The sequence below is a fragment of the Streptomyces lycii genome (assembly GCF_009735685.1).
Taxonomy (GTDB): domain Bacteria; phylum Actinomycetota; class Actinomycetes; order Streptomycetales; family Streptomycetaceae; genus Streptomyces; species Streptomyces lycii.
On sequence record NZ_WHPN01000244.1, the window covers coordinates 1 to 23,354 of the forward strand.

Here is a 23,354-nt window from a genome sequence, read left to right on the forward strand (position 1 = left end):
TGGCCGGGTGGGCGTGCGGCGAAGCGCGGCTGCGTGGACCGGGCGGGGGTTCTTCCCGCAGGGTGGACGGACCCCTTGACAGGGGTCGTATTCGTTAATCAAATTTCGTTTAACGAATACGCACGTCTGGAGGCAGCTCTCCGTGGCTTCACCCCTACCCCTCGCCCTCGTCCAGGCCCCCGCCCACCCCTCGGCGGACCTCGACTCCTTCGCCGCGAGCCTGGAGCAGCTCGCCCGCCGGCGGCCCGCGGTCCGCCTCTACGTCTATCCCGAACTCCATCTCGCCGAGCCGCACCCCGGGCCGGGCGCCCCCGGTACACCCTGTGAGGAACTCGCCGAGCCGCTGGACGGCGCCCGTGACCGGCGGCTGGCGGCCCTCGCCGGAGACCTCGGCATCTGGCTCGTGCCCGGCACCGTCTACGAGCGCGGCGCCGACGGGCGGGTCTACAACACCGCCCCCGTGTACTCGCCCGCGGGACGCCGTGTCACCTCGTACCGCAAGATCTGTCCGTGGCGGCCCTACGAGACGACCGCGCCCGGCACCGAGTTCGTGGTCTTCGACATGGACGACCACGGCCGGATCGGCCTGTCGATCTGCTACGACGCCTGGTTCCCGGAGATCGCCCGGAACCTGGCCTGGCTGGGCGCCGACCTGATCGTCAACCCCGTGCAGACACCCACCAGTGACCGGGAGCAAGAGGTGGTCCTGGCGCGCGCGAACGCGATCGCCAACCAGGTCTTCGTCGCCTCCGTCAACGCGGCCGGCCCCACCGGAGTCGGCCGCAGCCTCCTGGTGGACCCGGAGGGCCGGATCCGCACGCAGGCGCCGGGCGCCGAGGACTGCGTCCTCACCGACGTCATCGACCTCGGTGACAGCGCCCGGGTCCGCCGGTACGGAACGGCCGGCCTCTCCCGGCCCTGGGAGCAGTTCCGGCCGGGTGACGCGCCCCTGGAGCTGCCGCTCTACTCCGGCAGGATCGACCCCCGCACCTGGTCGACCGGGCCGGGCCCCGCCCGCTCCGGTACCGAGGAGGACTGACATGCCCGAGCCCTCCAGCCGCCTGGTGCCCCGGCTCGGCCTGGTCTCGATCGTGGTCTTCGGGCTGTCCTACATGGCACCCGCCATCGTGGTGTCGACCTTCGGGATCGTCGCCGCCACCTCCGGGGGCGCGGCACCCACGGCGTATGCCGTCGCCACCCTCGCGATGACCCTGACCGCCCTCAGCTACGGGAAAATGGCCCGCGCCCACCCCGCCTCGGGCTCGGTCTACGTCTACGCCCGCAAGCTGCTCGGCTCGCGGACCGGCTTCCTGGCCGGCTGGGCGATCCTGCTCGACTACTTCTTCCTGCCCATGGTCGCCTGGCTGATCCAGGCCCTGTACCTCAACGTCCAGTTCCCCGTCCTGCCGGTCTGGGGCTGGCTCGGGGCCGTCATCGCGGCGACCACACTGGTGAACATCCTGGGCGTCGTCATCGCCGACCGGGTCAACAGGGTCCTGCTCGGCCTCACCCTGGCCGGACTCGTCGCACTCGCCGCCGTATGCCTGCACGCCGTGGCCGGTTCGGCACCCGGCCGGGGCGCGGACGCGCTATGGAACCCGGCGGCCTCGCTGGGGGCGGTCACCGCAGCGGCGGCCATCGCCGCGTACTCCTTCCTGGGCTTCGACGCCGTCAGCACCCTCAGCGAGGAGGTGCGCGACGCCCGGCGCAACGTGCCCCGCGGCATCCTGCTGACCGTGATCATCGGTGGCGGCATCTTCTTCGCCGGTTCACTCCTCATGCAGTGGGTCCATCCGGGAGGATCCTTCGACGACGAGTCGACCGCGGGCTACGAGGTGGCGGTCCTGGCCGGCGGCCAGAACTTCGCCGATGTCATGAACGTCGTCACCCTCCTCGGCGGGTTCGCCTCCTGTGTCGCCATCCAGGCCAGCACCAGCCGCCTGATGTACGTCATGGGGCGCGACGCGGTGCTCCCGCGGCGCTTCTTCGGACATCTGCACCACCGGTTCCGCACGCCCGTACCGAATCTGCTGCTGATCGCGGCGGGCGGCCTGTGCGCCGCGAAGCTGTCGCTGGCCACCGCCACGTCGTTCATCAACTTCGGCGCGTTCCTCGCCTTCACCCTCGTCAACGTCTGCGTCATCGCCGCCTGGCTCCGCCGGCGGGCCGAGGGGGCGAGGGGTTCCGTACTCGGCTGGGTGGTGCTGCCCGCCGCCGGCGCGGTCACCGACGTCTATCTGATGACGCAGCTCAGCGGGACCGCCGTGCTCCTCGGGACCGGCTGGCTCGTGCTCGGCGTCGCCCACCTCTGCGTAATCACCCGGGGACTGCGCCAGGCGCCGCCCGAGTACCGGGCGGACGACGCCGGTGAAGCGGATGACGCCGGTGAACCGGAGGCCGCCGGCGCACCGGTGGCCGGCGGCAGCGGGCCGCGGTGACGGGGCCCTCGGCGGGTCACCACGCCGCCCCGATCCTGCCCGGGAGACCCGGAACGCCCGTATGTGACGTATACCTCCCGGTCTGGCGGAACGATCCGCCCCGGAACCCGGTTGAACAGGGTGCGGGAGTTCGTACCGGGACAGTGTCCCCGGGCCTCACCCACTGCCCATGAGGAAGATCGTTCGGCTGAAGCCTCATGGTGCCCTCCGCCGAGAGGCGACCGCCGGTACGAACTCCCCTCCGGACCGCCTCCGGCCAGGTTCCCCCCGTCCTGGCCGGGGGCTTCTCTCTGCCCGGGACACGCAGTCGTGCGGTCGTGCGGTCGCACGGTCAACGGCCCCGCGGCTTCGCGTCCCGCGGCTCCGGGATCCCATGGCCCGCGCGGCCCTCGGTTTGCGCAGTCCGAGCCTTCGCGGTCCTGTGTTCCCGCGGTTCCGTCCCTCGCGGCCCCCGGTTCCGCGTGTAGCGATCCGCTCCTTTTCATACCGGCTTGTACTCCATCAGGTGATCCATCAGGCTATTCCTCCCTTCTCCCTATCGGTCGCGACAACATCTGGCTGCCGGGTCCTTCGCGGGGCCGGTGGCCGCCGGGACGGGACCGTCATGGCGGCGTCACAAGGCGCCCGCGGGCGCATGTCGGGAGGAGAACCCTGTGATTGCCACCGTTCGGAGCCGCACCGCGGCCGGTTTCGCCGCGGCGGCGGCCATCGCCGCGACCATCGCGGCCAGTCCCGCGGTCGCCGCCGACCGGACCGGTCAGGACCTCGTCAACAAGATGGCCGGTGGCCGCCTCGCGCTGCTGAGCGACTCGACGGGTGAGGGCGCAACGGCGATCACCCTGCGGGACCCGGGGTGGAAGTACCGCACCGAGGCCTGGGACGAGGTCGACGGGCGCTGGGAGAACGGGAAGTGGACCCTGACGTTCAAGAACCGGGCCGCGAACAAGTGCCTTCAGCCCTCGGCCGGGAACCCGGCCCGGGGCACCACGATCGTGGTGCGCACCTGTGACGGCTCGGACCTGCAGCGCTGGGTCCTGCGGCCGGAGTACGACAACAACTCCCGCTGGTGGCTGTGGCAGCCCAAGGTCGACACCTCGCTCGCCGTCGCCCTCAACCGCTACAACGACGGCAGTTGGGACACCCTCCGCCTGGACACCGCCTACCCCACCGACGACCGGCTCTGGCGCCTGATGCCGGACAACACTTCCTGGTAGAGGCCGGGACGAACCCGTCCGGAGGGCCGGGTGCCGGGCGGCGTTCCGCCGTTCCGGCACCCGGTTCCGGCGGGGCGGCCGCCTTCGCTCACGGCCACCCGGGCCGTCCTTCAGGCTCCGGGGCGCGCCGCGCGGGCCGGAACCGCCCCGGCGGCCTCGGAGACCGAAGCCGCGCCGGCGTGCTCGCGGACCGCGATCCGGGCCAGCTTCGTCAGCATCATGCCGTTGCGCACGGCGACGACGTAGTCGACGGGGAGCCCGTGCATCCGCACGCCCGGACCCCGGAGCGGGTGCCAGTCGAGTTCGAAGAGGGTGTGTTCACCCCAGGGAATCAGATTCATGGCGATACGGGCCGCGCCGAACGGGTCCGCCTTTGCTTCCAGTTCCAGGCGGCGCGGCGGTTCGCAGACCCGGACGACGCAGGTGTCGTCCAGGGCGAGGGGGCCGGCGCCGACCCGGACCTGCAGGCGGGCGCCCACCTCCGGCCAGTGCGGGTCCGCGGCGAGGATCTGCTGGGTTCCGGTCACCCATTCCCGATAGCGATGGCCGTCGGACAGCAGGCTCCAGACCTCGGCGGGCGAACTCAGGATCAGACGACGGTTCCGGGCCACGCCGACCACGCTCCTTCGGGGGACGGGGGACGGGGGACGGGGGACGGGGGACGGGGGACGGGGGACGGGGATTGGGGATTGGGGTCGGGGCGAGGGACGAGGGGCGGGGCTTGGGGGCGGGACGGGGAACCGGGATTGGGGGCGGGATTGGGGAGGGGGCGGGATGCGGTGGCGTCGGTGGTTCTGGCGTCCCCGGGGACCTTCCTTCCGGCGGAAGACGGTCTCTGTCCTGTCCGGCCGGGTGCCGCTCCGCCGGGCCGGACGCCGGCGGGCGCGCGGGGCCGGGCCGTACGACTTCGCGGCTGCTCGGCTCGTTTCGTTGTTCGACGCTAGCCGCGAGAAGTGCCGCGAGCACCCGTCGCCGAGGGAGGGGCCGGTCGCAGGTGGGCCATGGGCGACCCCGCTCACCAGGTGCGATCGCGGCCGTGGCCGGTGAGGTCAGGCCCGTCGGCGGCGGGACCGCGCTGGTCCAACCGGGTGACGCGTGCCCAGGGGCGCGTTCGCCCCCCGCGGGCTGCTTCGAGCGCCTGTGTCAGCCGCCCGCCGGCCCGGCGATCAGGGCTCGGCGGCCGATGCCGAGGGCCGGGTGCGGTCCGCAGCCAGTGGTCAGCGGCCGGTGGTCAGTGGCCCCGGCAGCCGAGGTGCGGCCAGTGCTCCGGGGTCAGTGAGCTGCGGTCTGCGGTCTGCGGTGTGAGGTGTGTGGTGTGAGGGTCTGCCGTGTGTGGTCTGTGGTCTGTGGTCTGTGGTCTGTGGCCGGTGAGCCGGGCCGGCGGTCCGTGGTCAGAGCAGCCGGCGCAGTCCGGCGATGAGGAGTCCGACCAGTCGGCGCGCGTCGTAGTCGGGATCGTGGTCCGCGCCGATGCACAGGTTCCCGACGCCACGCATCAGTTCGGCCGCTTCGATGTCGGAGCGGATCTCACCGGCGGCGGCCGCGGCTTCGAGGAGTTGGCCGCACACGGGCACGAGCCGGTCGAGGAAGTAGGCGTGCAGTGTGTCGAAGCCCGCGTTGTCGGACCGCAACACGGCGGCGAGGCCGTGCTTGGTGACCAGGAAGTCGACAAACAGGTTGATCCACCGCCCCAGCGCGGCGTGCGGGGTCGGACTGGACTCCAGCAGGGCCGGCCCAGCCTCGGCGCAGGCCTCGACCTGGTGCCGGTAGACGGCGATGATCAGCTCGGCCCGGGTCGGGAAGTGGCGGTAGATCGTGCCCGTCCCGACACCGGCCTTGGCCGCGATGTCGCGTACCGGCGCCTCGACCCCCGATGTGACGAAGAGCGCGGCTGCCGCGTCGAGCAGTGTCTTCTCGTTGCGCCGGGCGTCCGCCCGCTTCGGCCGCGCCCCCGCCTGCTCCGCATTTTCGTCGCCTTCCTTCACCGCGCCACTCCCTCCGCTGCCGGGCCTGCCGTCGGAACGCTGTTCCGTGTCGTCGGGCGGGACGGGTTCCGGTCGCCCATGCTCTCAGAGTGGTGCCCGGCGACCAAGCCGCGGGCCGTGTCCGCGCAAGCCTGTGGGGCGGGCCCGCGGTCGTCGCCCGGGCCGTTGCGTTCACCGAAGGGGCCGAGGATCGATCCCGCCGAGAGACGGCCTCGACGCCTCGACGGCCTCGACAACCCCGGCGGCCCCGGCGGCCCGGTCTCTCTGCGGTCTCGGTGACGTCGCGCGGTTCCGGCGCCGGTCACCGGAGAGTTCACCGTGCGTCGGCCGGGCGGTCCGGCAGCCGCGATCGCGCTGCGGCGTCTCCCCCGGGAGCTGGGGCGGTGACCACCCTGATGTTGAACGTGTGGGCGCCGAGGCCGCCGACGATGCCCATGAAGAGCAGCGCGAAGTGTTCCTGGCCGCGGGCGGTGTTGACACCGTCGATGTCCAGTTGGGACGACGGGTGCCGGCCGAGGTCGGTGAGCAGCCGGCCGGTGGTCCGCTTGGCTTCTGCGTCGTCGCCGGAGAGGAAGACGGTGCTCGGTCCGTCGAGGGCGTCCGGGGCGGTCATCGCGGTGGAGTCCATGGTGCACAGCGTCTTGACGACGCGAGTCAGGGGCAATGCCTCCTGGATCTCTTCGGCCAGGCTGCTGTCGGGGTGGGCGAGTTGGGTGAAGTCGTCGGAGAGGCCGCCCCCGACATCGATCAGCGGAAGTCCCGCCCGTGCCGGCGCCCCGATGGAGCGCAGCAGTTCCACGGAGACGGTCCCCGGGGTGGCGTTGACGAGCACCTCCGCGTGGGCGGCCGTCTCGCTCAGGCCCGCCACGGGGAGACCGAGTTCCGTCCGCTCCTCCGGACGGCGTGAACCGAGGAGCACGTCGTGTCCCGTGGCGCTCCAGCCGCGGGCCGGCGCCCGGGCGACGTTTCCGGTGCCAGAATTCCTATACGCATGCTGTGACGCCAGGCCTCGCCGGGGGCCCGGCGGATCGGACCGCGGACCCGGGCGGACCGGCACCATGGGCGTAGTCCCGTGGTCGCCCGCCGTCCGCGGCTCAGCCTCCGCCGCTCGCCGCTCGCCGCTCGCCGCTTGCCGGAGGCCGGGTACGTCTCGAACGCGGCGCCCGGCCCGCCGAGTCCGGGCACCGTTCCGGCAGCGCCCCGCTCGGGCGCCGTTCCGGCAGAACCCCGCTCACCGGGCACCGGGCCACCGGGCCACCGGGCATCCGCCACCGGGCATCGGGCGTCCGTCGGCCGGTGACGTGGGTGAACGGGATGCCGGGTGACGGCGCGTCGTGGTGGATGACGCGCTCACCAGCCCCGTCGAGCTGTATATACCACTATGTGAATATTTCGCTGTGTGGGTCGGAAAGCAGCCCTGCCGGGTCTTTGCCGGAACCGGGCACCGATGTTGACGGGTGTTCAGGAACGGAGCCCGGCGTCGCCGCATGGGCCGAACGCTGCGCCGCGCCGGCCGGTGGCGCGGAACTGAGCGGCGTGACGGTCGCTGTGGTGGGCCTGGGCTATGTGGGGCTGCCCACGGCGCTCAGCCTGGTGGGCGCCGGTGCCACGGTGCTGGGAGTGGACAGCAGCGCGCGACGGCTGCGGGACATCCGGGCGGGGTCCGTGGACCTGCTGCCCTCCCAGCACGCCGCCCTGGCGTGCGCGGAGAACGGCCGCGACCTCCGTCTCACCTCGGACAGCCGCGCACTCGCCGACGCCGATGCCGTCGTGGTGTGCGTACCGACGCCGGTGACGGCCGGCCGGGAACCGGATCTGCGGCCGTTGCGCGCCGCCTGCGCCTCCGTGGTGGGGCACGCGGTCAAGGGCCAGTTGATCGTCCTCACATCGACCAGCCATGTGGGCACCACGCGCGAGCTGCTGGTGCGGCCGCTCGCCGCGCGCGGACTGGCCGCCGAGCACGAGGTGCTGGTGGCCTTCGCGCCGGAGCGGATCGATCCGGGCAACGAGCGGCACGTCCCCCGGCGGACGCCCCGGGTCGTCGGCGGCGCGGGCCCGCTCAGCGCCCGGGCCGCGGCCTTCCTGCTGGCACCGACCGCCTCCCGGCTCCACACGGTCCCGGATCCCGAGACGGCGGAAATGGCCAAGCTCTGGGAGAACGTCTTCCGCGCCGTCAACATCGCGCTGGCCAACGAACTCGCCGACGCCTGCCTGGACTTCGGTCTGCCTCCCCGCCAGGTGATCGAGGCGGCGGCCACCAAGCCGTACGGGTTCATGCCCTTCTACCCCGGCCCGGGCGCGGGCGGCCACTGCATCCCGTGCGACCCGTACTACCTGCTCGGCAAGCTGCGCCCGGGCGGTGCCGGAGCGCCGGTGATCAGCGCTGCCATGGACGCCCTGCGCGACCGGCCCGGGCGCATCGCCGAGATGGCCGCCGGGGAACTGCGCCGCGCGGGCCTGCCCGTGGCGGGAGCACGTGTCCTGGTGCTGGGTGTCGCCTACAAGGGAGGCGTGTCGGATGTACGGGAGAGCCCGGCCCTGCGGCTCCTCGCGCTGCTCGCCGGCCGGGGCGCGGACGTCGCCTACAGCGATCCCCACGTACCGCGGCTGGCCGTCGGCGGAGAAGTCCTGCTGTCCGTGGCCTCCCCGCACAAGAGGCCCTGGGACCTGGTGATCGTGCACACCGCGCATCCGGGCGGCGACCTGGCCTGGCTGGAGTCCGTGCCGCGGGTCCTCGACACCCGGTTCCATCACGCCACGCCCGCGGCGGTGGCCCGGTGAGCGGCACCGTCGACGCCCCGGGCCCCGCCGCCCCCGGCCGTCCGGCGCCGCCTGCGGCACCGGGAGCCGGAGGCGGCCCGGCCCGGCTGCCGGAGCCGCGGGCGGGCTCGGTCCTGCGGCGGGCGCTCGTGACGGAGCCGGGCCGGCGGCTGGACCGGCTGGACCGGCCGGTGCGCGACGCCGTGCTCCGGCTGCTGACGGTGACCGCACTGCTCCCCGTACTGCTGCTGCTGGCCGACCGTGTCGTGCGTCTGCCGCACGGCGCCGGACCGGCCGGGCTCTACGGGGTGTGCGTACTGAGCGGCACCGCGTGCCTGCTCTATCTCGCGTACGCCCACTACGACGATCCGGCCGTACGGACCCTGCGCCGCCGCGCCCCGGCCCCCGGGGACTTCCCCTCTCTGCCCCGGCAGCCCCTGGTGAGCTTTCTGCTGGCCGTCAAGGACGAGGCCGGCAACATCGAGGCCTGTGTCCGCTCCATGGCGGCCTCCGACTACCCCCGCCTCCAGATCGTCGTCGTCGACGACGGATCGCGGGACGGCACCGGTGACATCCTCCGCGCCCTGGGCGGCGAACTCGGCATCACCGTGCTGCACCTGGACCGCAACGTCGGCAAGAAGGCCGCACTGGTACGGGGCTGCGCGATCGCCGAGGGCGACATCCTGCTGTTCACCGACTCCGACTGTGTGGTGGCCCCGGACGCCGTGCGGATGTGCGTCCGCGCGATGGTGCGTCACCCCGAACTCGGGGCGCTCAGCGGGCACTGCCGGGCGCTGAACGCGGACGCGGGCCTGCTGGCCCGTGTCCAGGACGTCTGGTACGAGGGCCAGTTCCGTATCGCGAAGGCGGCCGAATCGGTCTTCGGGGCCGTGAGCTGCGTGTCCGGGCCGCTCGCCGCCTTCCGCCGCGAAGCCGTCTACAACTACCTGCCCGCCTGGGCGGAGGACCGCTTCCTCGGCGCGCCGTTCCGCTTCGCCACCGACCGGCAGCTCACCGGTTACGTCCTGGGGCAGGCCTGGTGCGGCCGGGCCCTCAAGGACCGGCACGCCGACTCGCCCTTCGTACGCGGCCACTCCTGTCCGGAGCGCCGCTGGCTGGTCGGCTACAGCCGCGCCGCCCGGGTGTGGACGAACGTCCCGGACCGCTGGCGGCCCTTCCTGCACCAGCAGGTCCGCTGGAAGAAGAGCTTCCTGCGGAACCTGTTCTTCACCGGCGGCTTCATGTGGCGGCGCGGCCCGGTCCCCGCCCTGCTGTACTACGGTCACGCGCTCTGGGTCCTGGCGGCCCCGGTGATGGTCTTCTGGCACCTGGCGTGGTCCCCGCTGTTCGGGGCGGCCGGAGCGGTCCTGCTCTATCTGTGCGGGATCCTCCTCAAGGGCGCCGTCTGGGGTCTGGCCTACCGCGCCGACAACCCCGGCGACCGCCGCTGGCGGCACCGGCCGCTGATGAGCCTCCTGTCGTGCTGCGTACTGGCCTGGCTGCTGCCCTGGGCCGCCCTCACCCTGCGCCGCGGAACCTGGAGGAGGAGTGCCGCATGAGGAACGTCCCGCAGATCCCCCAGATCCCCCACATTCCTCAAGTCTCCCGTGTCCCGCGCGTCCTGCACCTCCTGGGACGGCTGGCCGGCGCCGTCCTGACCGCGGCCTGCCTGGCGGCCCTGTACTGCGTGGTGCTGACCCGGGGAGGGCCGCTGTGAGCGCCGAGCCCGCCCCGCCCGCATCCGGCCGCCCGCGTCACCGGCTGACCCGCGCCCTGCTCGGCGTGCTCGCGCTGGCGGTGGCGGCCGCGCCGTTCGCCGCCGTCTGGGGGTACGACACCTTCCGGAGCGCCGTACCGCCCCAGGCGCCCGCGCCCGACTCCCGGCCCGGAGCGGGCACGCCCGCGCACGCCGCCTCCGCGCGCGGCCCCTCGGCACCGATCGCCCTCTCCTACCACGACATCGCCCCCGGTTCGCACAGCCGATACACCGTCACCCCGGAACGCTTCGACGCCCAGCTGTCCGCCCTCCGCGAGGCCGGCTACCGCACCCTGTCCACCGAGGAGTTCGTCCGGTTCCTGGAGACCGGGCGGGCACCCGCACCCCGCAGTGTCTACCTCACGTTCGACGACGGCACCCACGGCCTGTGGGTGCACGCGGACCCGATCCTGGCCAAGCACCGTATGAAGGCGGCCGCCTATCTGATCACCGGCCGGGTGGGGACCCGCCGCCCGTACTACCTGTCATGGGCCGAGGTGGACCGGATGGCAGGCTCCGGCCGGTGGGACTTCCAGTCCCACTCCCACCTCAGCCACCGCCGCGTTCCCGTCGACGCCTCCGGCCGCCTGGGATCCGCGCTGGCCAACCGGCTGTGGCTGCCCGGAGAGAAACGGCTGGAGACCGCGGCGGAGTACCGCGGCCGCGTCCGGCAGGACATCGACCGTTCCCTGGACGGCTTCCGGGACCACGACCTGCCCGCTCCGCGGCTGTTCTCCTACCCGTTCTCCGAAAGCCCGCAGCGGGCCGGCGGTTCCGGAGGCAGTGCCTCGCCCCTGCACGAGCTGCTGCGCGAACGGTTCACGGCCGCGCTCACCAACACCTCGACCCGGCCGCTGCCGCCGGGCCGCCGGGCGGCGGCCGCCGGACACGTGCAGCGCCTGGCGGTCACCGGAGCGACCACCGCCCGGGAACTGCTGCGGCAGCTGGACACCTGGGCTTCCGCCCGCCCCGGTGACATCCCGGACCCGCTGGCCCGTCCCGGTCTCTGGCGGTCGCGCTCCGGCCGGCCCGGCGCCGGTCTGGATGCCGTGGCCGAGGGGGACGGCCCGCCCCGCCGCCGGCACGCCGGAGCGCTCTACCGGCCGCTGGCGACGGCGGACTGGAGCACGTACCGGGTCCGTGCGACCGCCGGCGGCCTGCGCACCAGCACCCACAGCGTCTCCCTCACCGTCCGGCACGGCAGTGTGTACCCGTTCACCGTCACGGTGGACGCCGACACGGTGCGGCTGACCCAGCAGGTCCCGGGCGCTCCGCCACGCGTCACCAGGGCCCCGCTGGACTCCGCGCCGAGCCACCGTCTCGACGTCCGGGTGACGCCCGGGGCCGTGCGGGTCACGGTGGACGCCGGACCGGTCCTCGTCCGTCCCACCGGGCGCACGGCACCGGGTGAGACCTCGGGTGGCATCGCCCTCGACGTCCGCAACACCGCTCCCGGGACGGCATGGCCCCGCGTCACTTCGCTCCGCGTGTCGCCCTGAGCGCGTGGCCGCGCCGGGTCCGTGGGGAGCGAGCGCGCTGCGGACCGGGGCGCGGGGGATCGGTACGGGCCGGGACGGGGGGCCGGTCCGTGAGTCCGGGGCCGGGCTCCGGAGCGGATGCGGGCCGGGGCTCATGAGCGGGACCGGCCGTCGCCGGTCTCCCGCCCGTTCACACCGTCCGCGAGCAGGGTGCCCGGCCTGAGGTCAGGGCTGCCCCCCTGCGCGTCGGCACCGTCTCCGCCGCGCACCCCGGAACCGGGGCCGTCACCCCGAGCGTTGACGGTCGCTGCCCGCGTCGCTGCCCGCGTCGCTGCCCGCGTCGCTGCCCGCGTCGCTGCCCGCGTCGCTGCCCGCGTCGCTGCCCGCGTCGCTGCCGTCGTGTGCGGCCGGGCCCCGTCGCCCCGAAGAGCCCGGGGGCGAGTGTGGCGAGGAGAGAGGTCACCACGAGGTCGGTCGAGGCGGCCATGTCGACCGAGCCGGGGACCAGCAGCCACTGGATCCGGAGCCCGTCCATGGCGGCGATGACGGCGTTGGCCGCGTTCTCGGCGCGGCCGTCGTCGTCCTCCGGGCCCTGCCCGCCACCACGGCCGGGCGGGGGAGTGCCGTCAGTGGACGACGTCGAAGACGTTCTTCTGGATGCCGTTGGCGTACGCCTCGTGCTCGACGAGCTTCAGCTTCTGGGTGTCCTTGTCCGTGTCGCTGAACAGCCGCTTGCCCGCGCCCAGCAGGAGCGGGAACACCAGCAGGTGGTAGCGGTCGATCAGGCCGGCGTCCGAGAGGCTGTGGTTGAGGGCGGCACTGCCGTGGATGATGATCGGCCCGCCCTCGGTCTCCTTCAGCGCGGCGACGTCGTCGAGCGAACGCAGGATCGTGATGTCACCCCAGTCCGGCACCAGGCTGTCCTCGGAGAGTGTGGTGGAGACGACGTACTTGGGCATTACCTTGTAGTCGGCGAACTCCGCCATGCCCGGCCACACCGGACTGAAGGCCTCGTAGCTGGCCCGGCCCATCATCAACGCGCCGGCCTCACGCTGCTCCCGCTCCTTGATGTCGTACGCCTCGGGGAGGAACTCCACGTCCTTGAAGGTCCAGCCCGAGTTCCGGTAACCGGGCTCGCCGCCCGGGGCCTCCACGACTCCGTCGAGCGAGACGAAGGCGGTGCTGATCAGGGTGCGCATCGAAAGATCTCCCAGATGTCTCGTGTTCGGTTCTCAGCAGCGGCAGCAACAGCAGCAACGGCGACCGCAGCAGTAGCTGCGCCCGGCCGACCCGCGAGCCGTCTCGCTGCTGCCGTGCCCTGACTCTTCCTGACCGACTGCGGCACGCCGGGAAACTCATCGGTCGCCGTGCCCTTTGGGTGTACGAGGCCGTCCGGGCCACCCGGTGGGGCCGCACATGCCGAGGTCCGCGCGGCCGGCGGGCACCCGGCCGGGCGCCGCGGCCGGCGGGCGGGCCGCTCCGTCAGCCACTGCGCACGTCCCCGTCCGGGCGCGTCACCGCCGGACCGTCCGGGCCATGGGACTTCCGGTAGGCGGTCGGCGTCACTCCCAGCTCCCTGCGGAAGACGGTCCGGAAGTTCGCCGCCGTGCCGAAACCCGCCGCCGCGGCGATCCTCTCGACGGACCAGTCGGAGGTCTCGAGGAGGCGGCGCGCGCTGAGGAGCCTCTGCCGGGCGACCCAGTGCATGGGCGGCATGCCCGTCTCGCGCACGAAACGCCGGATCAGCGTTCTCCGCGACAGCAGGCTGTGGTCGGCCATCCGCTGCACGGTGATCGGCGACCCGAGGTTCTCCAGCACCCATTCCCGGGTGGCCCGCAGACTGTCCCGGGCGGGCGTGACGACGTCCGTGTACTGCGGTTCCTCCGCGTCACGGGCGGAAGAGAAGACGACTTCCTTCGCCACGCCGTCGGCGGCGACGGCCCCGAAATCCGATTGGACGACATGGAGGCACGCGTCGATTCCGGCGCCCGCGCCCGCGGAAGTGAGAATCGCCCCGTCCTCGACGAACAGCCGGTTGTTGAGGACTTCGATGTCGGGATGCATCGCCCGGAGTTGCCCGGTGTGCCGCCAGTGTGTCGTGGCCGACTTTCCGCTCAGTATTCCGCAGGCGGCGAGGGCGAATACACCCGTGCAGACCGCGACGACACGGGCGCCCCGCTCGACGGCGAGCCGCAGCGCCTTCAGATGGTTCTCCGGAACCGGGGTGCCCGGATCCTCGTAGCCCGGAATCACCACGACATCGGCGTACTCCAGAGCGGAGAGCGGGTGAGCCGGCCTGATGTCCGCGGCCACATCGGCGTCCGCGGACCCGCCGCCCGAACCGCCTGCCGTGCCCGAACGGCGATCGCCGCACACCAGGACCCGATATCCCGGATGCCGGCCGAACACATGCGCCGGAATGCTGATGTCCAGCGCATACGCTCGCGGCAGCGCAAGGATCGCGACAACCGTCACGCCGTCCTCGGATGGCAATGTCCCCCCTTTGTCCCCGCGCCTCCCGGCCGGCCTGCGGGCGTGGCCTGCCCCGGTGCCCGGCCGACGGCACGATCGTTGCGGTAAGTGGCACGGCCGGGCCTCGTCGGGCCCCGGCCGCGGCCCATATCGTCTCAGCTGTACCTGAACAAACATCACTTCTGGTGGTCGGAGAGCGCAGTGCGAAATGCGGAGAAGGTCGAAAGAATTACGGATCGGGCCGAAAGCTTCGGAGTCCCGTGGGAAAAGAGTTACGGATATGTGCAGGCGGTCAGGCGCGGCGACACCATATACCTCTCCGGCCAAGTGGCACACGACGGGACGGAACTGGTCGCCCCGGCTCCCGTCAATGATGCCGGACAGGTCACTGATTTCGCCAACACCGGCGAGCAGTTGCGCCGCTGCTACGCCAACGCCGCGGAGCTGCTCCGGCGTTTCGGTGCGTCACTGGACGACGTCGTCGAGGAGGTCATCTACGTGGTCGATGCCGACGCGGGTGACGCCGCGGCCGGACCGGTGCGCAAGGAAGCGTACGGCCGGCCGGACCCGCAGGTGGCGAGCACCATGATCGGGACGCCTCGGCTGGCCTTCCCGGAGCTGCTGGTGGAGGTCAGGCTCGTCGCCCGGGTCTGACGGCCGCCCGCTGGGGGCGCGCCGGGCCCGCCCGGGGTGAGCGGTGGTCGTACGGCAACGGTGCCCGCGCGGCGCGGGGTCCCGGACGCCGCCGCGGCCCGCACCACACCGGGCAAGCCCGCCCGGCGCGCCCGCTGTTCACCGGTGAGCCCGCGAACCGGGCGGGGCGGCGCCGAGACCGGCGATCAGGTCGGCGTACGCCTCCCACCGGGGGTTGGTGGTGCGGGGCTCCGTGAGTTCCGCGGAGACGTACTTCGAGCACTCCACATCCTCGTCGCCCTCCACCGTCCCCCTGCCGACCAGGTCGCCGGTGCGGGCCTCGAAGACGGCGACGGTGTAGCGGCCCTGGGAGAACTCGACGCTGTGGGTCGCTGAGCCGGCACCGAGCGGGTTGTCGGTGTAGCCGCAGCTGATCTCCGTCCCCGGCACCGATCCGGACTCCACGCTGCACGCCACCAACTGCACCGTCCCCGGCTCCGGCTTCTCCCCCCAGGCGGGCTCCTTCGTCTCCGTGCCCCTGGAGGAGTACGCGGCCCGCCGCCCGTTCTCGACGGCCACCCACGGGTGCGGCGTCCGGCCCGCGCCCGGCTCGTACGCGGCGGCCCGCGGGAAGGGCTCGCCGCCGCCCTTGCCGCCGTCCTCGCACATGCGGGCGAAGTCGTTGAGCTTGCGCGGCTGGTCGCCGAACACGGCGTCGTTGACGGGCGGCAACAGCATCAGCAGCCACACCACGAGGCCCACCAGCACCAGACCCGTGACCACGATGCTCACGAGTACGGTCGCCCCCGCCGGTCCGATGATCAGCGGTATGTCGGAGCCCGGCCAGGGCCTCCCCTCGCTCCGGGCGCGGCGGATCGCGACCGCCACGATCACCGCCCCCACCAGCGCGGCCCCGATCAGCCAGGCCATGACGCCCCTCCTCGGCCCGAACCCGGCCCCGCCCGGAAGAGGGCGGGGGACCACCCGGGGTTCGGTCCCGGCCAGGTTTTCAGCAATCCCGACACTCCGAACCGGCAATTCCGAAACTCGCGGCCGGCCGCCGCCCGTCGCGGCCCGGCCCTCGCACGTCGTCCGGCCCGGCCCTCACCCTTGGTGGACGGATGCCGTATACCGCGGACGGACGCCGTACACCGCGGCCGTCCGCCGTCCAGCCGCGGCGGATCCGCCGAGCGGCGGGCGCACTCCATCCCGCTCGCGCCCGTCCATCCCGCTCGCGCCCGTCCAGCACGCTTGCTCCCGTCCGGACAGCCCCGTCCGGACAGCGCCTGTCCCGACCGCGCCCGTCCGGCCCGGGCGCCGGACCCGCCGGCACGTGAGGTGACCTCCGCGCCAGGGGCTTCGTGGCGGGTGCGTGCGGGTACACGGGGACGGTACGGCCGGTGGCGGCGCTCCGTACGGTTGCCGCGGCCGGACACAGAAGCACGGTTCGCCCGCAGGCGCGAGCCCCGGGGGCGCGTCGCCGCCGACATCGAACGCGACACGTTCTTCACGGCCGGGGCCGCCGTGCACGGGAGGCACGCCACCGTGTCGTGCGCGGCAGCGGCGGCCCGAGCCCGGCGGCGGCAGGCCGGCCGACGGCGGACCGCGCTCCGCGACGACCGGTGCCGTGCGAACATGCGAACCGCACCCGTGCCCCGTACCAGTGAGAACCGACGAAGAAGGCCCGCCCGGCATGCACGAGCCCGTTGATTTCCCGCCCGAACCGTGGCACCTCACGGGCGACATGGTCGTCTCGCTGTGGCGCGTCCCCCCGGACGACCTGCCGCGCTGGCGGCTGCCGCCCACGGCCCGCCCCCTGATCGTGCGGCGGCGCTGCACCCTGCTCACGTTCTGGGTCGATTACCGGCCCGATGGTGTCCTCGCCTACCGGGAGTTCCTCATCGCTCTGGCCGTACGGCACGAACGGCGCCTGATGGGCAGCACGGTCGCAGCGTGGGTCGACGACGAACGAGCCCTGGCCGGGGGACGTGCCCTGTGGGGCATCCCGAAGCAGCTCGGCGAGCTGACCCTGCGGACCGGCCGCGGGGGCACGCAGGGGCGGTTGGCCGGCGAGGGCGTCCCCGCCGTGAGCGTCGGCTTCCGCGACGGGCCCCGGCTGCCGTGCCGGCTGCGGGCGCGCGCCCAGTTGGTCCAGCAGCGGCCGGACGGAACGACGTGCCGCGTGCCGGTGCGCATCAGCGGACGGCCCTCCACCGGCCGCGCCCGCACGGCGGCCGAGCCGTCTTCGCCCTTGTCGTTCCTGAACGACCACCGGCCCCGGCTCTCGATCGCCGTCCGCGGCTTCCGCGGCACGGTGGGCGGCCACTAGGCGTCGACCTGCGTTCCCCCGGCCGGCGGGCGGCCTGCCTCTGCTGCCGTGCGGGTAACCGGCGGCTGACCACGCGGATGGGGCTCGACGCGGCGGTGACCCGGCCCGGCCGGTGCCGCCCGGGCGTACCACCCTGTCTGCGGCCTTCCGGCCGAACGCCGCCCCGGCCGGAGCAGGAGCAGGCCGGGGCGGCGTTCGGGGGGGGCTCGTCAGCCGTGTTCCCGGGCCGCCGGTTCCCACAGGCCGGAGCGGTGCAGGGACTGGGCACAGTGCCGGTAGATCTCCTCGATCTCGACGAGCAGGGCCAGGTCCGGACGCCGCCCGTTGTCGGCCAGGGCCTCGAAGAAGGGGGCGTCGGTCAGGATGCGGACCCTGCCGTTGACCCGCAGCACGTCACGACTGCCGGGCACCAGGAACAGCAGCCCCGCGTGCGGGTTGTCGAGGATGTTGCGCAGGCTGTCGCCCCGCCGGTTGCCGGGGCGTTCGGGAAGGGCGAGGGTGCCCGGGTCCACGACACGGGTGAAGCCGGGCGCGTCACCGCGCGGGGAGACGTCGCAGGCCCCGCCCGCGCCGGAGGTGGCCAGCAGGCAGAACGGTGAGCGGGCGATGATGTCCGTGTCGTCGTCGGTGAGCCGGTCGTGCACCTTTTCGATCACGATCGGGTAGGGCTCGCCGAGCAGTTCCCGCAGTTCGGTGCGGGAGCGCAGCACGGCGAACCGGCCACGGGGCGAGCCCGGCCCCCGCGGATCGGGGAAGTCGTCCTCCGGTACGTCGTGGGGCAGGTCGCGGGGGACGCCCTCGGGTACGCCACCGGGCCGTGGCGTGAGGGGCGGCGTGCGGGAGGGCGTGAGGGGCGGCGTGCCGGTCCCGGCGGTTCTGCGGGGCAAGGCTGCTCCAGGTGTGTGAGGTCGGGCGTCCGCGTCGGGGCGGGCGGGCGCGAGCGGCCCGGTGTCCGGCCGCGTACCGGACCGGCGGACGCGCGGGCCGGCAGGTGCGGGCCGCCCGGCGATGCCCGGTGGCGGCGTCGCCGGGTCGGAGTCGGCGTCGGCGGGGCGGAGTCGGCGCGAGCGGGCCGCACGCACGCGGCCCGGCTGCACGTACGGGTCAGCGGGCGGCTCCGGGCTCCGGGCAGGCGGCCTCCCGTTCGCGGCCGGGGGCTTCCTCCGGCCCGGCGGGGTCCGGTACCGCGTCCCGGTGCGCCCCGGACGGCCTGACGTGGTGCCGGCCGATGGGCAGCATCAGGGGCCTGCCGGACACGGGGTCCTCGATGATGCGGCTGTCGAGGCCGAACACCGCCCGCACCGTGTCGCCGGTCAGCACCTCGGCCGGCGGTCCGGCGGCGTGCAGCCGGCCCGAGGCGAGGGCGAGGATGTGGTCCGCGTAGCGGGCGGCGAGGTTGAGGTCGTGCAGCACCATCACGACGGTGGTGCCCCGGGACCGGTTCAGGTCCGTCAGCAGGTCCAGGACCTCGATCTGGTGGCTCGCGTCGAGGAAGGTGGTGGGCTCGTCGAGCAGCAGCAGATCCGTCTGCTGGGCGAGCGCCATCGCGATCCACACCCGCTGGCGCTGGCCCCCGGACAGCTCGTCCACGGCCCGGTCGGCGAGGCCGGCGGTGTCCGTCGCCTCCAGTGCAGCCGCCACGGCCGCGTCGTCGTCCGTGCTCCAGCGCGCGAACATCCCCTGGTGCGGGTGGCGTCCCCGGCCGACGAGGTCGGCGACGGTGATGCCCTCGGGGGCGACCGGTGACTGCGGCAGCAGGCCGAGGGTGCGGGCCAGTTGTCTGGCCGGCATCCGGTGGACGCTCTTGCCGTCCAGGACGACGCGGCCGGTGCGGGGTACCAGCAGGCGGGACATGGAGCGCAGCAGCGTCGACTTGCCGCAGGCGTTCGCGCCGACGATCGCGGTGACCCGGCCGGGTGGGACGACCAGGTCGAGGGACTCGATCACGGTGCGGTCGCCGTAGCCGAGGGTGAGGTCCTCGGCCGCCAGGGCATGGGTCGTGGTCACAGGGAGCCTCCCGCCCGATGGGTGCGGATGATGAGATGGATGAGGTACGGGGCGCCGAGGACGCCGGTGACGACGCCGACCGGGTAGCGGGCGTCGAAGGCGAACTGGCCGGTGAAGTCGGCGACGAGGACGAGCAGGGAACCGACGAGCCCGGCGGGCACGAGCAGCGAACCGCCCGGTCCGACCGTCCGTGCCGCGATCGGGCCGGACAGGAACGCGACGAACGCGATCGGGCCGGCCGCCGCGGTGGCGAACGCGATCAGTCCGACGGCGGCGACGATCACTGTGACGCGGGTGCGTTCGACCCGTACCCCGAGAGCGGAGGCCGTGTCGTCGCCGAGCTGCATCGCGGAGAGGTTCCGCGCCTGTGACAGGAGGACGGGGCAGAGCACGGCCAGGGCCGCCACGGCGGGCGTGGTCTGCTCCCAGGTCGCGCCGTTGAGGCTGCCGGTGAGCCAGCGGGCCGCCTCCTGGAGGTCCCATTCGGGGGCCCGGGACAGCACGTAGGCGATGAGGCTGTCGAGCATCGCGGAGATCCCGATGCCGATGAGGATCAGCCGGGTGCCGGCCACGCCGTCCTTGAACGCCAGGGTGTAGACGAGCAGGGCCACCGCGAGGGCGGCGGCGATCGCGAGGACCGACACCTGCGTCCGGCCCAGGGACAGCGTCACGATCGCGACGGCCGCCGCGGCGCTCGCGCCGGAACTGATCCCGATGACGTCGGGGCTGGCGAGCGGGTTGCGCAGCATCGTCTGGAACGTGACGCCGGCCAGGCCGAAGCTGAAGCCCGCCACGACCGCGAGCACCGCGCGCGGCAGCCGCAGCCGCCCGACGGTGAAGGAAGCCCCCGGGACCTGCTCGCCGGAGACCACCCGCACCACGTCGTCGAGCGGGTAGAAGGTCTGTCCGGCCATCAGGGTCACGGTGAACACGGCGGCCACGAGCAGGGCCGTCGTGAGGACAACCACGCGCCTCCGCCGGGCGCGCCGACCCGGCCGGCGGCCACGGCCCGGACGGAGAGGGCCGGTGTGAGGAGGTCTTGGCTCACAAGGCACGCACCTTCTGCCGGCGGACGATCCAGATGAAGAACGGGGCGCCGACGAGCGCGGTGACGATGCCCACGTCGAGTTCCGCGGGACGTGCCACGACCCGTCCGATCACATCGGCGGCGGTGAGCAGCGCGGCGCCGAGCAGCGCGGCGAACGGCAGCAGCCAGCGGTGGTCCACGCCGACGAGCAGCCGGCAGGTGTGCGGTACGACCAGACCGACGAAACCGATCGGTCCGGCGGCCGCGGTCGCCGCACCGCACAGCACGACCGCGCCCAGCGCGGCCACGCCCCGCGCCGCGGCGACGCGTGTCCCGAGCCCGGCCGCGAGTTCGTCGCCCAGCGCGAGCGAGTTCAGCGCCCGGGCCGACAGCAGGCAGATGGCGAAGCCGGCCGCGAGGAACGGCAGGATCTGCGCGATGCGTGCGAACGAGGCGCCGCCCACACCGCCGATCTGCCAGAGCCGGAACCCGCCGGCGATGTCGTTGCGGGGCAGCACGACGGCGGTGACGAGCGAGGCGAACGCCGCCGCGGTGGCCGCTCCGGCGAGCGCCAGCTTCAGCGGGGTGGCGCCGCCGCGGCCGAGCGTGCCGACGGTGTGGACGAACACGGCGGCGAGCGCCGCGCCCGCCATCGCGACCCAGACGTAGCCGGCCGGCGAGGTGAGCCCGAAGAACGCGACCGCTGTGACGACGGCGAGCGAGGCGCCCATGTTGACGCCGAGGATGCCCGGGTCGGCCAGCGGGTTGCGGGTCACGCCCTGCATGACGGCGCCCGCGAGGCCGAGGGCGGCGCCGATCACCGCGGCGAGGACGGTGCGCGGGATCCGTTTGGTGGCGGCGGCCTGTTCCAGGGTGGTGTCGGCGCCCCCGACGGCGGCCCACACGTCGGACCAGGTGACGGCCCGGGAGCCGAACGCGAGGGAGGCCGTCATCAGCGCGGCCAGCACCAGGACCGCGGCGAGGAGCCACAGTGCCCGCCCGGGTGCCGGGCGCCGCGCGGGGGCGGCGGCGTCCGGCGCGCGGCGGGTGCCGGACGTTGTCACTTGACCCGGTCCGCTGCCTCGGCGAGTGCGGCGACGTAGTCCTCGAGCACCCATGGGATCGACAGCGGTGTCGGGTTGGCCGCGGTCGCCAGCGGTGAGCTGCCGGGGAGCAGGTACACCGAACCGCGCCCGACGGCGGGGATCTTGGACAGCAGCGGGTCCTTCCGCAGCGTCCGGGTCAGCTTCCCCTTGTCGTCGCCGTACCCGGTGATGATGTCCACGTCGTCGAACACGTCGATCTGCTCGGCGCTCTGCGTCAGCGCGAACTTCTTCGTGCCCCGGGAGGCCTTCGCGACGCTGCCGGGAATCTTCAGGCCGAGGTCCTCGAAGAACTGTGTGCGGGTGTCGTGGGCGGTGTAGAAGCCGACCTGGCTGACGTCGTTGGGGTCGATGTGCGTCATGAACATCGCCGACTTCCCCTTCAGCTGCGGGTACTGGGCCACGGTTTCGGCGATGTCGTCCTCGAGGCCGCCGATCAGCTTCTCGCCCTCGTCGGCGAGCCCGATGGCCCTGCTGTTGATCCGCACGATCTCGCGCCACGGCGTCGCCCACGCGGCCTCGGGATAGGCGACGACGGGGGCGATCTCGCTCAGGGTGGCGTAGTCCTGCTCGGTCAGTCCCGAGTAGGCGGCCAGGATGACGTCGGGCCTGGTGTCGGCCACGGCCTCGAAGTCGATGCCGTCGGTCTCGTCGAACAGGACCGGGGTCTCGGCGCCGAGTTCGTCCAGCCGCTCCTCGACCCAGGGCAGGACGCCGTCGCCGTCGTCGTCACCGAAGTCCGCGGCGGCCATGCCGACCGGGACCACGCCGAGTGCCAGCGGCGCCTCGTGGTTGGCCCAGTTCACCGTGGCGACGCGCTCCGGCTTCTGCTCGATGGTCGTCTCGCCGAGGGCGTGCTCGATCGTGAGCGGGAACGCGCCCGAGGAACTCCCGGTGCCCTTGTCCCCGTCCCCGCCCTCGTTCTCGGCGGCGGAGGGACCGCCGCACGCCGCGAGCGTCAGGAAGGCGGCCGCCACGGAGAGCAGCCGAAGGCGATGTGAACGCATGTCTCGAAACTCCACTGGTCCGAATGCCGGAGGTGCCGGTTCTCGCACGCCCGGGCCCCGGGATGCCGTCGTGGAGTGTGCACCGCACTGCACAAGCACTTAGGTAAGGCTTGCCTTGGTGACTTTAGATAAAGGAGATCGCTGTCGCAATCGATCCGATGGGACAGCCGATATGGCGATCGGGACATCCGGCCGGGCGCAGAGGGGCAAAGGGGGCCGTGCAGATGGCGGGGAACAGGCGGTCAGGGTGCCCGGAACGTGCCCGGAGTCAGCCCGGTCGTCCGCCGGAACGCCGCTCCGAAGGCGCTCGCCGACCGGTAGCCGACCTCCTCCGCGACGGCCTCCACCTCCCAGCCCCGGGTGAGCAGCGCCACAGCGTGCTGAGCCCGGAGGGAGGCGACCCAGCGCGCGAAGCTGGTGCCCGTCTCCGCGTGGAACGCGCGTGTGATCGTCCGAGTGCTCACGCCCAGCACCGCCGCCCAGTCCGCGAGGGTCCGCTGGTCACCCGGGTTCTCGTGGAACGCCTCGGCGATCGGGCGCAGCAGGGCCGACGTGGGCGCGTGGACGAGCAGTTCGCGCGGTGACGGTTCGAGGGCGTCCAGGACCATCGCCTCGGTGGTCGACCGGGAGGCGGCGGACAGCCGCTGGTCGCCGAGGCGTTCGAGCAGCAGCCTCAGCAGCGGGGTGATCTCGACGGCCACCGGTGTGTCGGAGATCGACGGGGTGGCGTGGAAACCGAAGAAGCTCGCCCGGAACCAGGTCCCGGCGACGGCGGAGCCGGAGTGCAGCGTGCCCGCGGGCATCCACATCCCCAGGGCGGGAGTGATCGTCCAGACCCGCGCACCCACCACGGCGGTGGACGCGCCCCGCTCGTTCCACAGCAACTCGTGGAAGGGGTGGGAGTGTTCGCCCCAGACGGTGTCGCGGGTGATGACCTCGTCGTAGCCCTGGATGGCGAACGGTGTCTCCACCGCACCCGCGGCGACGACCGGCAGGACGCGGGTCTCCCTGGTCATGCGGACCCTCCGCACGCGACCGGGGCCGGCGGCCCGCCGGCGCGCCCGCGCGGGACCCGCGTCGTGGCCCCGGCCGTGACCCCGGCCGTGGCCCCGGTGGTGGCCCCGGTCGTGGCCCCGGCCGGTGCC

Annotated in this window: 20 protein-coding genes and 2 pseudogenes; 9 read left to right on the plus strand and 13 right to left on the minus strand. The window is 73.4% G+C overall.

The annotated features are described in order from the left end of the window. Positions 1-142: 142 nt before the first annotated feature. The 3 genes from GCU69_RS10020 to GCU69_RS10030 all read left to right on the plus strand — a co-directional run bounded on the left by GCU69_RS10020 (position 143) and on the right by GCU69_RS10030 (position 3,652). The gene (locus GCU69_RS10020; protein WP_156205724.1) at positions 143-1,039 is read left to right on the plus strand and encodes a carbon-nitrogen hydrolase family protein; all 897 of its coding nucleotides are present in this window, start codon (positions 143-145) and stop codon (positions 1,037-1,039) included. A 1-nt stretch (position 1,040) separates the two neighbouring features. After that, positions 1,041-2,438, plus strand: a complete 1,398-nt coding sequence (locus GCU69_RS10025; RefSeq protein ID WP_156205725.1) for an APC family permease — start codon at positions 1,041-1,043, stop codon at positions 2,436-2,438. 656 nt (positions 2,439-3,094) lie between these two features. Continuing rightward, positions 3,095-3,652, plus strand: a complete 558-nt coding sequence (locus tag GCU69_RS10030) for an RICIN domain-containing protein (RefSeq protein ID WP_098754956.1) — start codon at positions 3,095-3,097, stop codon at positions 3,650-3,652. A gap of 110 nt (positions 3,653-3,762) precedes the next feature. Here GCU69_RS10030 and GCU69_RS10035 read toward each other — a convergent pair whose 3' ends face one another. From GCU69_RS10035 to GCU69_RS10045, 3 genes and pseudogenes are all read right to left on the minus strand, one after another. Beyond that, on the minus strand, positions 3,763-4,263 hold the full coding sequence (locus GCU69_RS10035) for an SRPBCC family protein (RefSeq protein ID WP_107644981.1): 501 nt from the start codon (positions 4,261-4,263) through the stop codon (positions 3,763-3,765). 780 nt (positions 4,264-5,043) lie between these two features. Further along, positions 5,044-5,637, minus strand: a complete 594-nt coding sequence (locus tag GCU69_RS10040; RefSeq protein WP_156205726.1) for a TetR/AcrR family transcriptional regulator — start codon at positions 5,635-5,637, stop codon at positions 5,044-5,046. A gap of 313 nt (positions 5,638-5,950) precedes the next feature. Continuing rightward, a pseudogene (locus tag GCU69_RS10045) lies at positions 5,951-6,630 on the minus strand (NADPH-dependent F420 reductase). 543 nt (positions 6,631-7,173) lie between these two features. On the opposite strand from GCU69_RS10045, the gene GCU69_RS33000 reads away from it, so the two are divergent. The 4 genes from GCU69_RS33000 (at position 7,174) to GCU69_RS10060 (ending at position 11,652) form a co-directional block, all read left to right on the plus strand. Then, on the plus strand, positions 7,174-8,418 hold the full coding sequence (locus tag GCU69_RS33000; RefSeq protein WP_235978373.1) for a nucleotide sugar dehydrogenase: 1,245 nt from the start codon (positions 7,174-7,176) through the stop codon (positions 8,416-8,418). Between the two features lie 86 nt (positions 8,419-8,504). Beyond that, the gene (locus GCU69_RS33005) at positions 8,505-9,956 is read left to right on the plus strand and encodes a glycosyltransferase family 2 protein (protein ID WP_176604555.1); all 1,452 of its coding nucleotides are present in this window, start codon (positions 8,505-8,507) and stop codon (positions 9,954-9,956) included. Continuing rightward, positions 9,953-10,114, plus strand: coding sequence for a hypothetical protein (locus tag GCU69_RS10055; RefSeq protein WP_156205727.1), 162 nt, complete (start codon positions 9,953-9,955; stop codon positions 10,112-10,114). Before GCU69_RS33005 ends, GCU69_RS10055 begins: the two co-directional genes overlap by 4 nt. After that, the gene (locus tag GCU69_RS10060) at positions 10,111-11,652 is read left to right on the plus strand and encodes a polysaccharide deacetylase family protein (protein WP_156205728.1); all 1,542 of its coding nucleotides are present in this window, start codon (positions 10,111-10,113) and stop codon (positions 11,650-11,652) included. The genes GCU69_RS10055 and GCU69_RS10060 overlap by 4 nt, the downstream gene beginning before the upstream one ends. 388 nt (positions 11,653-12,040) lie before the next feature. Here GCU69_RS10060 and GCU69_RS33545 read toward each other — a convergent pair. The 3 genes and pseudogenes from GCU69_RS33545 to GCU69_RS10070 form a co-directional block, all read right to left on the minus strand. Then, positions 12,041-12,199: pseudogene (locus GCU69_RS33545) on the minus strand (TetR family transcriptional regulator); the annotation flags it as partial. A 58-nt stretch (positions 12,200-12,257) separates the two neighbouring features. Next, positions 12,258-12,830, minus strand: a complete 573-nt coding sequence (locus GCU69_RS10065; protein ID WP_098754610.1) for a dihydrofolate reductase family protein — start codon at positions 12,828-12,830, stop codon at positions 12,258-12,260. A 283-nt stretch (positions 12,831-13,113) separates the two neighbouring features. Beyond that, positions 13,114-14,280: a GlxA family transcriptional regulator gene (locus tag GCU69_RS10070; protein ID WP_156205729.1), complete on the minus strand. Its 1,167-nt coding sequence runs from the start codon at positions 14,278-14,280 to the stop codon at positions 13,114-13,116. A 105-nt stretch (positions 14,281-14,385) separates the two neighbouring features. On the opposite strand from GCU69_RS10070, the gene GCU69_RS10075 reads away from it, so the two are divergent. Then, entirely contained in the window at positions 14,386-14,757 is a 372-nt protein-coding gene (locus GCU69_RS10075; protein WP_235978375.1) for a Rid family hydrolase, read from the plus strand. 138 nt (positions 14,758-14,895) lie between these two features. Here the strand turns inward: GCU69_RS10075 and GCU69_RS10080 are convergent, their stop codons facing one another. After that, the gene (locus GCU69_RS10080) at positions 14,896-15,666 is read right to left on the minus strand and encodes a hypothetical protein (protein WP_156205730.1); all 771 of its coding nucleotides are present in this window, start codon (positions 15,664-15,666) and stop codon (positions 14,896-14,898) included. A 763-nt stretch (positions 15,667-16,429) separates the two neighbouring features. On the opposite strand from GCU69_RS10080, the gene GCU69_RS10085 reads away from it, so the two are divergent. Then, positions 16,430-17,065 (plus strand): acetoacetate decarboxylase family protein, encoded by a 636-nt coding sequence (locus GCU69_RS10085; RefSeq protein ID WP_156205731.1) that lies wholly within the window; start codon positions 16,430-16,432, stop codon positions 17,063-17,065. Between the two features lie 209 nt (positions 17,066-17,274). On the opposite strand, the gene GCU69_RS10090 is transcribed toward GCU69_RS10085, so the two are convergent. The 6 genes from GCU69_RS10090 to GCU69_RS10115 form a co-directional block, all read right to left on the minus strand. After that, the gene (locus GCU69_RS10090) at positions 17,275-17,775 is read right to left on the minus strand and encodes an MSMEG_1061 family FMN-dependent PPOX-type flavoprotein (RefSeq protein ID WP_156205740.1); all 501 of its coding nucleotides are present in this window, start codon (positions 17,773-17,775) and stop codon (positions 17,275-17,277) included. 394 nt (positions 17,776-18,169) lie between these two features. After that, the gene (locus GCU69_RS10095; RefSeq protein ID WP_156205732.1) at positions 18,170-19,072 is read right to left on the minus strand and encodes an ABC transporter ATP-binding protein; all 903 of its coding nucleotides are present in this window, start codon (positions 19,070-19,072) and stop codon (positions 18,170-18,172) included. After that, positions 19,069-20,040, minus strand: a complete 972-nt coding sequence (locus GCU69_RS10100) for a FecCD family ABC transporter permease (RefSeq protein ID WP_235978376.1) — start codon at positions 20,038-20,040, stop codon at positions 19,069-19,071. The genes GCU69_RS10095 and GCU69_RS10100 overlap by 4 nt, the downstream gene beginning before the upstream one ends. A gap of 76 nt (positions 20,041-20,116) precedes the next feature. Beyond that, positions 20,117-21,163, minus strand: a complete 1,047-nt coding sequence (locus GCU69_RS10105) for a FecCD family ABC transporter permease (protein WP_156205734.1) — start codon at positions 21,161-21,163, stop codon at positions 20,117-20,119. Beyond that, positions 21,160-22,209, minus strand: coding sequence for an iron-siderophore ABC transporter substrate-binding protein (locus GCU69_RS10110; RefSeq protein ID WP_156205735.1), 1,050 nt, complete (start codon positions 22,207-22,209; stop codon positions 21,160-21,162). Before GCU69_RS10110 ends, GCU69_RS10105 begins: the two co-directional genes overlap by 4 nt. A gap of 242 nt (positions 22,210-22,451) precedes the next feature. Next, the gene (locus tag GCU69_RS10115) at positions 22,452-23,225 is read right to left on the minus strand and encodes a helix-turn-helix transcriptional regulator (RefSeq protein ID WP_098754618.1); all 774 of its coding nucleotides are present in this window, start codon (positions 23,223-23,225) and stop codon (positions 22,452-22,454) included. Positions 23,226-23,354: the final 129 nt, after the last annotated feature.